General features: G+C 36.6%; 17 protein-coding genes. 2 read left to right on the top strand and 15 right to left on the bottom strand.

Annotated features, from left to right (window positions below):
- Positions 1-240: 240 nt before the first annotated feature.
- Together DN394_RS11290 and pssA are read left to right on the top strand one after the other, a co-directional pair.
- On the top strand, positions 241-2,127 hold the full coding sequence (locus tag DN394_RS11290) for an LTA synthase family protein (protein ID WP_046955254.1): 1,887 nt from the start codon (positions 241-243) through the stop codon (positions 2,125-2,127).
- A gap of 182 nt (positions 2,128-2,309) precedes the next feature.
- A complete protein-coding gene (gene pssA, locus DN394_RS11285) occupies positions 2,310-3,011 on the top strand; it encodes a CDP-diacylglycerol--serine O-phosphatidyltransferase (RefSeq protein WP_000285422.1) in 702 nt (233 codons plus the stop codon).
- A gap of 29 nt (positions 3,012-3,040) precedes the next feature.
- On the opposite strand, the gene DN394_RS11280 is transcribed toward pssA, so the two are convergent.
- The 15 genes from DN394_RS11280 to leuB all read right to left on the bottom strand — a co-directional run bounded on the left by DN394_RS11280 (position 3,041) and on the right by leuB (position 15,222).
- Positions 3,041-4,012, bottom strand: a complete 972-nt coding sequence (locus DN394_RS11280; protein ID WP_001062817.1) for an NAD(P)-dependent oxidoreductase — start codon at positions 4,010-4,012, stop codon at positions 3,041-3,043.
- Between the two features lie 147 nt (positions 4,013-4,159).
- Positions 4,160-4,327, bottom strand: coding sequence for a DUF4025 domain-containing protein (locus tag DN394_RS11275; protein ID WP_001118875.1), 168 nt, complete (start codon positions 4,325-4,327; stop codon positions 4,160-4,162).
- Positions 4,328-4,394: 67 nt separating this feature from the next.
- The gene (locus DN394_RS11270; protein WP_098953626.1) at positions 4,395-5,414 is read right to left on the bottom strand and encodes a histidinol phosphate phosphatase domain-containing protein; all 1,020 of its coding nucleotides are present in this window, start codon (positions 5,412-5,414) and stop codon (positions 4,395-4,397) included.
- Positions 5,415-5,427: 13 nt separating this feature from the next.
- The gene (hisI, locus tag DN394_RS11265) at positions 5,428-5,751 is read right to left on the bottom strand and encodes a phosphoribosyl-ATP pyrophosphatase (protein WP_000426349.1); all 324 of its coding nucleotides are present in this window, start codon (positions 5,749-5,751) and stop codon (positions 5,428-5,430) included.
- 10 nt (positions 5,752-5,761) lie between these two features.
- Positions 5,762-6,067: a phosphoribosyl-AMP cyclohydrolase gene (gene hisI, locus DN394_RS11260; protein ID WP_000803982.1), complete on the bottom strand. Its 306-nt coding sequence runs from the start codon at positions 6,065-6,067 to the stop codon at positions 5,762-5,764.
- Entirely contained in the window at positions 6,064-6,822 is a 759-nt protein-coding gene (hisF, locus tag DN394_RS11255; protein ID WP_046955256.1) for an imidazoleglycerol phosphate synthase cyclase subunit, read from the bottom strand. The genes hisI (DN394_RS11260) and hisF overlap by 4 nt, the downstream gene beginning before the upstream one ends.
- Positions 6,816-7,535, bottom strand: coding sequence for a 1-(5-phosphoribosyl)-5-[(5-phosphoribosylamino)methylideneamino]imidazole-4-carboxamide isomerase (hisA, locus tag DN394_RS11250; protein ID WP_000402305.1), 720 nt, complete (start codon positions 7,533-7,535; stop codon positions 6,816-6,818). Before hisA ends, hisF begins: the two co-directional genes overlap by 7 nt.
- Positions 7,508-8,137: an imidazole glycerol phosphate synthase subunit HisH gene (gene hisH / locus DN394_RS11245; RefSeq protein WP_000560363.1), complete on the bottom strand. Its 630-nt coding sequence runs from the start codon at positions 8,135-8,137 to the stop codon at positions 7,508-7,510. Before hisH ends, hisA begins: the two co-directional genes overlap by 28 nt.
- Positions 8,138-8,722, bottom strand: coding sequence for an imidazoleglycerol-phosphate dehydratase HisB (hisB, locus tag DN394_RS11240; protein ID WP_046958195.1), 585 nt, complete (start codon positions 8,720-8,722; stop codon positions 8,138-8,140).
- Positions 8,722-10,011 (bottom strand): histidinol dehydrogenase, encoded by a 1,290-nt coding sequence (gene hisD, locus DN394_RS11235; protein ID WP_097917514.1) that lies wholly within the window; start codon positions 10,009-10,011, stop codon positions 8,722-8,724. The genes hisB and hisD overlap by 1 nt, the downstream gene beginning before the upstream one ends.
- 11 nt (positions 10,012-10,022) lie before the next feature.
- A complete protein-coding gene (gene hisG, locus DN394_RS11230) occupies positions 10,023-10,658 on the bottom strand; it encodes an ATP phosphoribosyltransferase (protein ID WP_001244476.1) in 636 nt (211 codons plus the stop codon).
- On the bottom strand, positions 10,634-11,896 hold the full coding sequence (gene hisZ / locus DN394_RS11225) for an ATP phosphoribosyltransferase regulatory subunit (RefSeq protein WP_097993829.1): 1,263 nt from the start codon (positions 11,894-11,896) through the stop codon (positions 10,634-10,636). The genes hisG and hisZ overlap by 25 nt, the downstream gene beginning before the upstream one ends.
- 308 nt (positions 11,897-12,204) lie before the next feature.
- Positions 12,205-12,786, bottom strand: a complete 582-nt coding sequence (gene leuD, locus DN394_RS11220) for a 3-isopropylmalate dehydratase small subunit (protein WP_046958198.1) — start codon at positions 12,784-12,786, stop codon at positions 12,205-12,207.
- Positions 12,764-14,158, bottom strand: coding sequence for a 3-isopropylmalate dehydratase large subunit (gene leuC / locus DN394_RS11215; RefSeq protein ID WP_097917516.1), 1,395 nt, complete (start codon positions 14,156-14,158; stop codon positions 12,764-12,766). Before leuC ends, leuD begins: the two co-directional genes overlap by 23 nt.
- Positions 14,158-15,222: a 3-isopropylmalate dehydrogenase gene (leuB, locus tag DN394_RS11210; protein ID WP_149293798.1), complete on the bottom strand. Its 1,065-nt coding sequence runs from the start codon at positions 15,220-15,222 to the stop codon at positions 14,158-14,160. The genes leuC and leuB overlap by 1 nt, the downstream gene beginning before the upstream one ends.
- Between the last annotated feature and the right edge of the window lie 24 nt (positions 15,223-15,246).

The raw sequence follows: 15,246 nt of genomic DNA, 5'->3' as shown, positions 1-15,246 counted from the left end.
TATTACACGATTCTTTCTGCGCACGATAATTATCATACATAGAAACTCCGTTTTATTGTCTCCCACTGCCCTTTTTCTACTCAATTATTATAAAAAAGTCCACAACTCTCTTTTATTTTCGTATAATGATACTCATAGTATAATAAACATAATAACAAAGGACTGTTCGTATATATAAAATGAGGCGCTAATCAAACCGGCTCACAAGAACTGTCATGCTTTTTAGGAGAGGAGTATATTATGCTACAACGTCTGTTTCCAAAACTGCGATTTGCACTCGTTGCAGTCGTTTTATTATGGATAAAAACATATATTGTGTACAAGCTAGCATTTGATATTAAAATTGATAACTTCTTTGAAGAATTTATGCTTTTTATTAATCCACTAGCTGCGTTACTTTTATTTTTCGGTTTTGCTTTACTTGCATCTAAACACCGAAACCGCATTATAGTTGGAATCAGTTTTATACTGTCCTTTATTTTATTTGGAAATGCAATGTTTTATGGGTTTTATAACGATTTCGTTACGTTCCCAGTTTTATTTCAAACAAATAATATGGCTGATTTAGGGACAAGTATAAAAGAACTCTTTACGTACAAAACATTACTTTTATTTGCAGATGCAATTATTTTAATGTTTCTTTCACGTAAATTCCCAGCATTTTGCGACAAGACGCCACTTTCTCGCTCTGAGAAGCGAACTTTCTTTAGCGGTGTAACAGCTCTATTAGCATTACAAATTGTCGTTTCAGTTATTTATAAGCCACAAATGTTCTCACGCTCATTTGATCGTCAAACTGTCGTGAAAAATTTAGGTTTATACACATATCATCTATTTGATATTACACTTCAATCTAAATCTTCGGCTGAACGTGTATTTGCAAGTGGTGACGGGTTCTCTGAAATTAAAAACTATACAGACTCAAAAGATAAGCAAGTTGATAAAAACTTATTTGGAGCTGCAAAAGGTAAAAATGTAATTTTGATTTCAATGGAATCTACACAAAGTTTTGTTATTAATAAAAAAATAAATGGAAAAGAAATCACTCCATTTTTAAATGAATTTATTAAAGATAGTTTTTATTTCGATAACTTCTATCATCAAACGGGACAAGGTAAAACTTCTGATGCTGAATTTATCGTTGAAAATTCACTTTATCCGCTAGACCGCGGTTCTGTATTCTTTACTCACGCAACAAATGAATATACAGCTACACCAGAACAATTAAAAAAATACGGATATTCTTCTGCTGTCTTCCATTCAAACGATAAAACGTTTTGGAATCGTGATGTAATGTATCCTGCACTTGGATATGATCGTTACTTTAATTTAAATGATTACGTAGGCACAGAACAAATGTCTGTCGGTTGGGGATTAAAAGATAAAGGGTTCTTTGAACAATCAATTCCAAAGCTAAAATCTTTACCACAACCGTTCTATACAAAATTTATTACTTTAACAAATCATTTTCCATTTCTTCTAAATCCAGAAGATCAATATGTTGATGAGTTTAATTCGGAAAGTGGTGTTGTAAACCGCTACTTCCCAACCGTTCGTTACACGGATGAAGCTCTTAAACTATTTATTAAACAATTAAAAGAGGAAGGACTGTATGATAATTCCGTTATTGTCATTTATGGAGATCATTACGGTATTTCTGAAAACCATAATGCAGCTATGGCTCAGTTCCTTGGGAAAGACGCTATTACACCGTTTGATTCTATGCAATTACAACGCGTCCCTCTCATTATTCATGTACCTGGTCAAGAAGGAAAAGTCATTTCTAAAGTATCTGGTCAAATTGATATTAAACCGACGCTACTTCATTTACTTGGTATTAAAACAAATCAATCAGTTGAATTTGGGACTGACCTATTTATTAAAGAAGAAGATCCACTTATGGTAATGCGTGATGGTAGCTTCGTTTCGGAAAACTATGTTTATACAAAAAACATGTGCTATAAACGAAATACAGGTGAAGAAGCGGACATTTCATTATGTCAACCAAATATTGAAAAAGCAAAAACTGAATTGAAACTCTCCGATAAACTCATTTATGGAGACTTATTACGTTTCGACCCTAACAATCGTTATAAAACCGGAACAATGACAACGAAATTTGAATAGCGCCAGAAGCAACTTTTATAAAAGTTGCTTCTTTTTTTACTTATTTTTCAAATCATTCCGCTATGAAATCTTTCACAAATTGGGAATTTTTTTCGTATGAAGAAGAAATTTATGGTATGATAAAATAAGTAAAATTTCATAAACTAATTAAGAATTTATTACAGAAAGCAAGGGATCAGATTTTGTATAGAGCAGCTATTCCAAACTTATTTACGCTCGGAAATTTATATAGTGGATTCTTGTCAATCGGCTATGCATCTTTAGGATATTATAAATCAGCTGCTATTTTAGTACTTATCGGGATGATGTTAGATAGTCTTGATGGGCGTGTTGCTCGTTTATTACGTGTTGATTCACAAATGGGAAAAGAGCTTGACTCGCTGGCGGATGTCGTAACATTTGGTGCAGCACCTGCTGTTCTCATGTATTACACATCTTTCTCCAATTACGGAATCATCGGACTATACATAGCGGGACTATTCCCTCTTTTCGGAGCATACCGTTTAGCACGATTTAATGTAACACCATCTTCTACTTCAATGAAATATTTCACTGGGGTACCGATTACAGCAGCGGGAGGGCTTGTTGCTTTCTTAACATTATTTTCACATACCATTCCCAAAATCGTTCTTATTACAGTATTTGTAACGTTCGCATTTTTAATGGTGAGCCGCATTCGTATCCCAAGTTTAAAAGATGTACCAATTCCACGATATAGCATCATTATTACACTATTTCTAGTCGGAATCATTATCACAATGTACCAAACAGGGTTCGGTAATTTTTCTGTTTTCTTATTCATTGCTATTCCACTATATATTTTGTATATGCTATCTCAATTTCTTAGACAAAGACCATCTAAAAGAGCAAATAAAGAAAAATAAGAAACCTTCCGATTCCGGAAGGTTTCTTTTTATTTTGTAACTACTACTTTTTGATTTACAGGTGTTACAGGCTCTTCACCGTTTAATACGGCTAAAATATTTCTTACTGCCATTTCAGCCATCGCATCACGAGTTTCGAATGTTGCATTTCCTACGTGAGGAGCAAGTACTACATTCTTTAATCCTTTTAGCTCTTCTGTAATTTTCGGTTCAAATTCAAACACGTCAAGAGCTGCTCCTTCAATTTCATTCGTTTTTAATGCATGAGCAAGTGCCGCTTCATTCATAATTGGTCCACGTGAAGCATTTACAATATACGCTGTTTTCTTCATCATTTTAAACTGTTCATCATCAATCATATGATGCAATTTCGGATTATAAGCACAGTTAATTGTAATAAAGTCTGCTGTTTGTAATAATTCTTCCAATGTTACATATGTTGCTTCCAGTTCACTTTCAGCTTCAGGCTTTCGATTTGGACCTGTATATAAAACATTCATTCCAAACGCTTTCGCACGCTTTGCAACTGCCTTTCCGATTTCTCCAAGGCCAATAATTCCAATTGTTTTACCATGTACTTCACGGCCTAAGAAAAATAATGGCGCCCATCCATTAAATCCAGTTGTACGACATAATGTATCGCCTTCAGGAATTCTACGTGCAGCTGCTAAAAGAAGTGCAAATGTTAATTCTGCTGTCGCTTCAGTTGATACTTTCGGTGTATTCGTTACCGCAATCCCTTTTTCTCCGGCATACGAGTAATCAATATTATCGTAACCAGCACCGTAGTTTGCAACAATTTTCAAATTAGGTGCCGCATCAATAACTTCTTTTGTCACCTTTGTAGAAAGTAGACTTAACAATGCATCTTTATCTTTTACACGATCTGTTAATTCATCTAAAGAAATTAACGCATCTTTATCGTACATTTCTACATCATGATCCTTTAATAGTTCTAATCCGATTGCTGGAATTTTCCCTGCTACTAATATTTTTGCCACTACTAACACCTCTTCTATAAAAAATAAGATATCTCTTATCTTTCATTGTAAGAAATCCACCTATAAAAACCAAGGAATTTGATCATAGTTTTGAAAATCGACATTTTTTCCCCATAAGAAAAGAGGAGATTCATCTCTCCCCTTTTCTTACGCTTTCTCTTGCGATTCTTGTCCAAGCTTTGCATCGATCGTTCCTTCTGCAACTGTATCGCTAATTTGTTCCTCAATAACTGATTGAGATGTAGCATTCGTTTCAGAAGTATAAGCTTGTTGCTGTGCATCTTGTACATTTTGTTTATTTTGTTGTTTCGCCATTTCTTACCCTCCTTTTTATTCTTTCTTATTTTGAACAAAAAGGGTGGTTTTCATCAAAAAATCGTGATCATTTTGAAATTCTTACTTCTTCTTCCAGTAATCTCATCGTTCTTACTCGTTTCGTAAATGTAGCTACGTGAGAAATATCATGATTACGTAACGTCTTTATATTCTCTGCCACATATTTTCCTAAATCATTTGGATAATGAGCATCTGAGGAGAGAGTAACCGGAACGCCATGCTTAGCTAGTACTTGTAAATATAGCGGACTCGGACACATTTCGCGCACAGGATAGCGATAGTACAATCCCGCATTTATTTCCGTTGCCGTATTTGTTTCTACTAACGCACGCGCAATTTCATTATAATAAGAAAGTTGTTCATTTTCATCTAATCGATAATTAAATACTTTTATGTTATCAAGATGAGCTATAATATCAAATAAATTAGAGCGAACTGCACACTCAACCGTTTTGAAAAACGTATCATATAAAGCATATAAGTCATGTTCCTTAAAATATTCTTTCGTATCTGGATTATCAAATCCCCATCCATTTAAAAAATGAACAGAACCAATTACATAATCAAAATCTCCTAATGCGAGTAAAGATTGTAATTCTTGTTCACCACCAATAAAATAATCCGCTTCAATTCCAAGTTTTAGCGTCACGCCTCGTTTACTCCATCGTTCTTTCGCCTCTTCAATTGCCTTTGTAAAATCATGCAGTGACGTTACCCTTACTTGGTCTAACCATCCCTTCTGTAAACGACCAAGCCCTGAATCACTTATATCGACATATCTTTCATAGTATTCTTTCGCTTCATAAAAACGGTATAAATGATCGACAATACCAACTTCTTTTATACCTTTTCGCAAAGCTTCTTCTAAATATAAATCAATCCATTTCGTTGTAAATGGCCCTTCTTTCACACGTCTTTGCAGGCGTTCTTGTGTTTTCACAAGCCATTCCATAGAATGTTTTTCTTCTTTAAGTGGTTCATAATGTTGTAACACTTCATTTATTTTAGCTAGCCATCCTATTGAATATGGCCCTTCTTCTAAATGAATGTGATAATCCACCTTCATCTACATTTCCCCCTTATAACGTATCTATTTCACTTCTGTCCCCTACTCGCGAAAGCTTCCCATTTCTTTCTGTCACTTCCTCCATAACATCTTCTAATGATATATTTTTTTCAGCTAATAAAACAAAGCAGTGATACAATACATCAACCATTTCTTTCACTAATTCTTCTTTGTCATTATTTTTAGATGCGATAATTACTTCCGTGCATTCTTCACCAATTTTCTTTAAAATTTTATCTTCTCCTTTTGAAAATAAATAATTTGTATACGATTCAGGAAGTGGATTTCCCTTTCGTTCTTCAATTGTTTCAAATAGTAATTTAAAGGCATTTTCCATATGTATCCCCCTATATAATTTGGTAGTGAAAACATGTTTTCTCTCCTGTATGACAAGCAGGTCCCACTTGCTTTACGACAACAACAATTGCATCTTGATCACAATCTAAATAAAGAGATTGCACATATTGGACATTTCCTGATGTTTCTCCTTTATTCCATAACGATTGTCTTGAACGAGAATAAAACCATGTTCTTTTCGTTTCTAGCGTTTTTTCATATGCTCCTTCATTCATATAAGCTAGCATTAAAACTTCTTTTGTCCCTTCTTCAATTACAACTGCTGGTAATAATCCTTTTGAAAAGTTAGGTTTCATAACCGCACCTCAACATTTGCATTTCTTAATTTTCTCTTTACGTCCTGCACTGTCGCCTCACCATAATGAAAGATGGATGCCGCAAGTGCTGCATCAACTGTTGTCTTTTGAAAAACTTCTATAATGTGATCAACGTGACCACATCCGCCTGACGCGATGACTGGTACGGAAACGCTTTTTGAAATTTCTTCTGTTAAACGAAGATCATACCCGTTTTTCGTTCCATCTGCATCCATACTCGTTAACAAAATTTCGCCTGCCCCTAGCTCGGCAACGCGTTTTGCCCACCCGATTGCATCCATACCCGTATCAACTCTTCCGCCGTTCACATAAACATTCCACTTTTCTTCTGCTACTTTTCTAGCATCAATTGCTACGACAATACATTGTGAGCCAAAGTGTTCTGCCCCTTCTTCAATTAGCTTTGGATTTCGCACTGCCGCTGAGTTGATTGAAACTTTATCCGCTCCAGCTCTTAGTAAATTGTACATATCTTTAACACTTGAAATCCCCCCGCCAACTGTAAGAGGAATAAATACTTTCGAAGCTGTTTTTTCTACAACATCTATAATTGTTTTTCGTCCTTCATGCGTTGCTGTAATATCTAAAAATACAATCTCATCTGCTCCCGCTTCATTATATAAAGCGGCTATTTCAACAGGATCACCGACGTCTTGTAACCCTATAAAATTTACACCCTTTACGACTCGGCCCTCTTTCACATCTAGACATGGAATAATGCGTTTCGCTAACATAACTTTGTTACCTCTAACACTTCTTCTAAATCAATCGTTTTCTCATAAAGAGCCTTACCAATTATGACGCCGTATATATTCATATCATTTAATTTTTTCACATCTTGAATAGATGCCACTCCTCCAGAAGCAATAAGACGAATGCTCACGCTTTTTTGTAGTAACTCCAATTGCTCTAAATTCGGTCCTGCAAGTGTCCCGTCTTTCGAAATGTCTGTAAACACAATCGTTTGAACACCTACATTCTCCATTTGCTTTGCTAAATAAATGTAAGAAATTTCAGACACATCAAGCCAGCCTCTCGTTGCTACGAAACCATTTTTCGCATCAATTCCAACAATGATTTTCTCTTTATATAGAAGAACTGCTTCTTCTAAAAATTCCTTATCATAAAGAGCAGCTGTTCCTAAAATCACTTTATCTACACCTACTGACAATAACTTCTCTACCGCTACAAGTGATCGAATTCCTCCTCCAACTTGCACAGGAATACGTACTGCCTTGCAAATTCTTTCAATAACGAGCAAATTTACTGACTCGCCAGCAATTGCGCCATCTAAATCAACAATGTGCAACTTTTTCGCTCCCAATTTTTCGAATATAATCGCTTGCGCAACCGGATCTTCATTCATTACTGTTTCTTTACTAAACTCTCCTTGATAAAGTCTAACGCATCGCCCCTCTTTTAAATCGATAGCTGGGAAGATTTCCATGCCTCTACCACCCCTTTGAAATTTTTCAACATTTGCATTCCAATGTCACCGCTTTTTTCAGGATGAAACTGTGCGCCGTATATATTTCCTTTTGCTACAAAACCAGGTACTTTCACTCCATATTCACTTATCCCATACACAATTTCATTTGGACAATCTGCATAATAAGAGTGAACATAATATACGAAAGAACCGTCCTCTACTCCATTCCAAAGTGCTATTTCTCCCTCTTTCTTTAACTCATTCCATCCCATATGTGGAATTTTATAAGGAACCTTTAACTTTCGAATAACACCTGGCAATAAACTTAATCCGTTACAGTCTTGTAGTTCCTCACTTTTTTCAAATAAAAGCTGCATCCCTAGGCAAATGCCCAGAAGCGGTTTTCCTGAACGCCCGACTTCTTTTAACACACGCACTAAATTTTTTTCTTCCAATACATCCATCGCTTTCGGAAATGCACCTACTCCTGGTAAGATTACTCCATCACTTCTAAAAATCTTTTCTTTATCACCCGTTACGATGTACTCTGCTCCAATATATTGTAATGCTTGTTCCACACTGCGAATATTTCCCATTCCATAATCTATAATAGCAATCAATTACAACATCCCTTTCGTGGAATTTACACCAGTAATGCTGGCATTTCTTTCGACTGCTTCTCTAAGCGCTCTACCAAACGCTTTAAATAACGCTTCAACTTTGTGATGTGTATTGCTTCCGTATAAAATGCGAGCGTGTAATGTAATATTGGCAGCATGAGCAACTGCTCTAAAAAATTCTTCTGTTAGTTCTGTATCAAAATCCCCTAGCTTCGGATTCGTTAATTCTCCTTGAAATACAATATATGAGCGCCCGCTAATATCAATTGCGACAAAACCTAAAGATTCATCCATCGGTACATATGCGGAGCCATAACGGTTAATCCCCTCTTTATTTTGCAATGCTTCTTTCAAACAATTTCCGAGTACAATTCCAACATCTTCAACTGTATGATGCGCATCAACGAATACGTCGCCTTCCGCCTCCACTTGTAAACCGAATCTTCCATGCCTTGCAAATAAAGTTAGCATATGATCAAAAAATCCAACTCCCGTTTGTACAGAAACGTTCTTACCTTCATCAAGCTGCAAATTTAATTTAATTTTTGTTTCTGTCGTCTCGCGTATTTGACTGCACTCACGCATTATTCTTCCTCCTCAAATCTTATTTGAATTGCTCTCGCATGCGCATGTAACCCTTCTTTATTGGCAAGTTCTACAATATGATGTTGTACATCTCTTAACGCTTCCTCCGTATAAGACAGAAAGCTTGATTTTTTCACGAAATCATCGACTGATAACGGTGAGAAAAACCTTGCCGTTCCACTTGTCGGTAACACGTGATTCGGTCCTGCTAAATAATCACCGAGCGGTTCCGGTGCATATGGACCAAGAAAGATAGATCCTGCATGTTTCACATAAGCTAGAGCATTCATCGGTTCTTTTATATGTAACTCTAAATGTTCTGGAGCGATTTCATTCGATAATTGTAGCGCCTCATCTAAAGAAGGAACGATAAAGATAGCTCCATTTCTATTTATCGATTCACGTGCAATTTCGCTTCTTGGTAATGTTTCTAACTGTCTTTCTATCTCTCTTTCTACTTCTTTTGCTAACTCTATATTCGTTGTAATACAAATTGCTGTTGCTCTCTCGTCATGTTCTGCTTGTGATAATAAATCAGCAGCGATATATTTTGCATTACCGGTTTCATCAGCAATAACTACAATTTCTGACGGTCCAGCAATCATATCGATATTTACTATTCCGTATACTTCTCGTTTCGCCAGAGCGACGTACAAATTTCCTGGTCCAACTATTTTATCCACTTTTGGAATCGATTCCGTCCCATATGCTAAAGCAGCAATTGCTTGCGCACCACCTATCTTATAAATTTCATCTACCCCTGCAAGGCTTGCAGCAACTAAAATATGTGGATCAATCCCCCCTTGCCTTGGTGGTGTTACCATTACAATCTTTTTCACACCAGCGAGTTTTGCTGGCAATACATTCATTAATACTGACGAAGGATACGAAGCAGTTCCACCCGGCACATATACCCCTATATTTTCTAACGGCCGAATGATTTGCCCTCTAATAATGCCTTCACTCGTGCAATCGAACATGGATTGCCTTTTTTGCTTTTCGTGATAAGAAATAATGTTTTTCTTCGCCTCTTGTAACGCTTCTAAAAATGAATTCTCTACAAACATACCCGCTCGTTTTATTTCTTCCTCACTTACACGAAACTCTTTAATCTCCACACCATCAAACTTTTTTGTATAAAAAGATAGAGCCTCATCCCTACTCTCCCTTACATTACGAACAATTTCGCTTACACTTCTTTGAACAGTTTCTTCTATTATATTAGCGTTTTCTCGTAGCAATTTTATTTTCGATAACGCCTTTTGAAAATCTTCAAAAACTATCTCCATTACAAGTCCCCCTATTTTCCTGACAAAATTTCTTGCTCCATCATATTTACAATACTGAATATTTCGTCTTTTTTAGTTTTTAATGCAGCCTTATTTACAATCATTCGAGCAGATATAGAACACATTTCCTCAAATACAATGAGCCCATTTTCTTGTAATGTTTTTCCTGTTTCCACAATATCAACAATCGCATCTGCCAATCCAAGAATAGGAGCGATTTCTACAGAACCTTCTATTTTTATAATTTCTACATCCTCCCCTTTATCATGAAAATAGTTAGAAGTAATATGTGGATATTTCGTCGCAATGCGTTTCTTCCGGTAGCTCTTCGGATTATAAGTAGGAATAGAAGCAACACAAAACTTACACACACCTACTCCTAAATCTAACATTTCATAAATATCTTTCTCGTTTTCCATTAAAATATCTTTTCCAACGACCCCAATATCAGCTACTCCATGTTCTACATAAGTAGCAACATCTACTGCTTTCACTAAAATAAATGAGATATCTGTATTTTTACTTTGAAAGACAAGCTTTCGTCCTTTATTTTTGAGCTCCGAACAATCAATTCCAATCTGCTCAAAGAGCGGAATCACATGTTTTTCTAATCTTCCTTTCGTTAACGCAATTTGAATGTTACGCATGAATTTTCTCCTTCTTTCTGGACTACCCATTTCTCTTTCCATACATATTCCACTAATGATTCGTTCTTTGCCTCAACGACCGTTACTATTTGATTTTTTCTTGCAAATTGAAAGGTGTCTTTTACATTAGAGAATAAGGATAGCTCTACTTTTTTCCCTTCCTTTTGAAGTAAATTTCGTAATCTTTCCGCTTCTGCTAATCTATTTAACTCATAATGAATAATAATATCTATTCCCTTTCGTTCATATGGTTCTTGTTGCTCTTGCAGCGCCTTCACAATTTGATTGACTTGCACCGCGAGTCCAACAGCTGGCAGCATCTCTCCAAAATTTCCAATTAACTCATCATATCTTCCGCCACTAACAATTTCTTCTCCTATTTCATATATATACCCTTTGAAAATAACTCCCGTATAGTAATCTAAATGTTGGATCATACCTAAATCAATTGATATGTAAGATCCATAGCCTAGTTTTTCAATTGCTTCATATATTTCTTTCACTCTTGCAATCGCCATTTTCATTTCATTACTTGAGGCGAGTTTTTCTGCTTCCTCAATCACTTCTAAGTTCCCAAATAGCCTTGGTAACTTCTCAAGTAATCTTACTGTTTCATCACATCGATCTAATTTCTTTTCTCTAATAAAATTTGATAGAGCCGCATAATTTTTACTTTCAATGTATGTCCTAAGTACTCTCTCTTCTTCCTCATGAATGGAGAGTTTTTTTACAATACATTTATATAATTGCACTTGCCCAATCTCTATTGTAAAAGATTGTACCTCCACCTTTTGAAGTGATTGAATGACGCTTATGACGCATTCAATTTCAGCTCTTACATTATCAATACCTATAATTTCAATACCACTTTGTACAATTTCATTATATTTTCCAGTAAGGGACTCATTCGCCCGAAATACATTCCCGCCATACGTCAGTTTAAGCGGCGTATCCCACCTCTGCGTTCCCATCACTCTCGCTAAAGGAATTGTCATATCTGGACGTAACACGATAATCCGTCCCTTTTCATCAAAAAATTTATACATCTTTTCTTCATCTATCGGTCTATTTTGAAAGGCAAAAACATCATAAAATTCAATTGTAGGTGTCCTTATTTCCTCATAACCTCGCCCTAAAAAAGTACGTCTTAATTTTTGCTCCACTTCTTCAATTAACGTACATTCTTCGAATAAATAGTCTCTCGTTCCATTTGGGTTTGCCCGTTTCCATTTTGTCATCTAAATTCTCACACCTTTCCCTTTCTAATGTATGCCCATTTCATTCACCTAAACCGAAAATAAAAAGAGCCTTGTAGACAAAATACCTACAAGGCTCTTTAGTAGAGTGTAGGTACAACGGGAATAACCCTTGTGCCTACACGTTTTCACGCTAGGTTCAAGGGCATTATGTATGATGATGTAATTGTGTAAGCATTTTAATAGATTGCATGATATTCATAATACTTACTCCCTTTCTCCTCTGATTTTTACATAGTATATAATACTTAATTCTGAATGTAAATACTTTTTGAACATTCCGTTATTTCTTAATATAAAGCTACTTTCCTTTCATACTCTACAATTTCTTGATGATATTGCATCGTAATACTAATTTCGTCTAGACCATTTAATAATTTCTCTTTCCACATTTTCTCGATTGTAAAATAAAATCTGTGCGTACTTGTTTTAATTACCTCATTCTCTAAATCTACTTCTATTTGTTCTCTCGCATCCGTTTTGGCAAGTTGTTCTCGCATTTCTTTATCCATTACAATTGGTAACATACCATTTTTCATACAATTCATATAAAAAATATCTGCAAACCCGCCGGCGATAATAACGCGAAAACCATAATCAGCAAGCGCCCACGGAGCATGTTCTCTTGAAGAACCACAACCAAAATTATCACCTGTAATTAATATACTTGCTCCTTTTCTATTTTGTGCATTAAGCGGAAAATTAGGGTTTTCATGGCGGTTATTATCATAACGCCATTCATCGAATAAATATTTTCCAAATCCCGTCCTTTCAATTCTCTTTAAGTATTGCTTCGGAATAATTTGATCTGTATCAATGTTATTATTCATCAGTACTGCAGCAGTACCTTTATGAATACGAAATGGCTCCATCATAACTCTCCTTTCTAGTATCAACAAAATGACCGTATAACGCAGCTGCTGCCGCCATTGCTGGGCTAACTAAATGTGTTCGTGCCCCTTTTCCTTGTCTTCCTTCAAAATTACGATTTGAAGTCGAAGCACAATGTTCTCCTTCAGGTACTTGATCTGGATTCATTCCAAGACACATTGAACATCCAGGTTCTCTCCATTCAAATCCAGCTTCTTCAAATATGTGATGTAGCCCTTTTTGCATCGCAGCTTCTCTTACTCTTTTCGATCCAGGCACAACGAGCGCTCGCACACCTTCTTTTACCTTTCTCCCTTTCACAACAGATGCAGCAATTTCTAAATCAGAAAGCCTGGAATTTGTACAAGATCCAATGAAAACATGCTGAACAGGAATGTCATACGTGCTTTGTCCAGGGCTTAATCCCATATAAGAAAATGCTCTTTCGTCATTTGCATCCTGCTTTTCAGGCAATTTTTCATCAATACGAACACCCATACTCGGGTTTGTTCCCCATGTAACGTACGGTGCTAAATCCGTCACATCTATCGAAATATGCAAATCATAAATTGCATCTGAATCTGTATAAAGTTCAGACCATTTCTTCTCGAATGTTTCAAAGTCTTTCGGTGCATATTTACGTCCTTTTACATAAGCAAATGTCTTTTCATCTGGTGCTATAATACCAGCCTTCGCTCCTCCTTCAATTGCCATATTACAAAGCGTCATTCTCTCTTCTATCTCCATAGCCTCAATCGTATCTCCGTAAAATTCCATTACATATCCAGTTCCAACTGCTACACCATACTTTGAAAGGAAATGCAAAATAATATCTTTTGCGTAAACACCTTTCTGTAATTTTCCTTTTAACTCAATACCCATCGCTTTCGGCTTTCGTTGCCATAACGTTTGCGTTGCCAATACGTGCTCCACTTCACTCGTACCAATGCCAAATGCTAGCGCGCCAAACGCACCATGCGTTGCTGTATGACTATCACCACAAACAATTGTTTTTCCTGGTTGTGTAAGTCCAAGTTCTGGTCCGATAACATGAACAATCCCTTGCTCTTCATCTCCGATATCCGCTAACGGCACCTGAAATTGTTTACAATTTTCCCGGAGTGTATCTAGTTGCTGCTTCGCAATGCGATCGGTAATATTCCAAACATCTTTCGTCGGAATATTATGATCCATCGTTGCGAATGTTAAATCAGATCTGCGAACCGTTCGATTTGTAAGCCGCAAGCCTTCAAAGGCTTGCGGTGACGTTACTTCATGAACAAGATGAAGATCGATATATAATAAATCTAATCCATTTTCGTTTGTCGTAACTACGTGTCTTTCCCACAGTTTATCTAGCAGCCTTTTTCCCATTATCTCCCTCTCCCTACTAACGCTTGCTCTTCCATCTCTTGTATAACTGCCTTCGTAAATGAAGTTGTCGTCTCATCTCCTCCGATATCTGCTGTACATTTTCCTAATTTAAGAACTGCAGATATCGCAGATTCAATTGCATTCCCTTCTCTCGTTAATTCAAATGATTGCCCAAGCATCATTGCAACAGAGCGCATCATTGCAATTGGATTCGCCTTATTTTTCCCGGCAATATCCGGTGCTGATCCGTGAATAGGTTCGTATAATGAAGGCCCCTTTTCCGCGTGACTTGCTGATGGAAGCATTCCTAATGATCCCGCTAATACTGAAGCCTCGTCACTCAAAATATCCCCAAATAAATTTTCCGTTACAATTACATCAAACCGTCCTGGATTCCGAATTAACTCCATCGCAGCTGCATCTACTAAAATATGTTCTAGTTCAACGTCTGGATAACGAAGTGCTACTTCTTCCGTAACAGTTCTCCATAGTTTACTAGATTCTAAAACATTCGCCTTATCAATAGATGTTACTTTTTTCTTCCGCTTACTCGCTAATTGAAAGGCATAAGAAACGATCCGTTCAATTTCATGACGATGATACGTAAGTGTATCTGTTGCTACTTCGTCCGTTCGTTCTTTCGGATAAGAAAAATAAATTCCGCCTGTTAATTCACGTACAACAACGAAATCAATTTCATCAGCGTTTTTTAATGGCGATAAATGTGCCGTTGCACTTTCTACCGTTACAGGGCGAACATTTGCAAATACTCCAAGTCCTCTTCTTAGAGCTAATAATCCTTTCTCCGGTCTTTCTTTCGCGCTATCCCACCTTGGTCCACCAACCGCTCCAAGTAAAACCGCATCACTTGCTAAACAAGCGGCAAGCGTTCGTTGCGGTAATGGTTGCCCATTTAAATCGATAGCACTCCCGCCAAAATACTCATCTTGCAAATGAAAATGATGCCCATATAACCTCTCTACCATATGCAATACTTCCTTCGCACTTTCCATAACTTCCGGGCCAACACCATCACCAGCTAAACAAACGATACGTTTTTCCAATTTCAACACTCCTTTTAACTGAAT

Origin of the sequence: Bacillus sp. BB081, from assembly GCF_008368895.1 — a bacterium.
GTDB classification, from domain to species: Bacteria; Bacillota; Bacilli; order Bacillales; family Bacillaceae_G; genus Bacillus_A; species Bacillus_A wiedmannii.
Note: the sequence above shows the minus strand (reverse complement) of the source record. Positions and strands in the feature narration are given on the sequence as shown.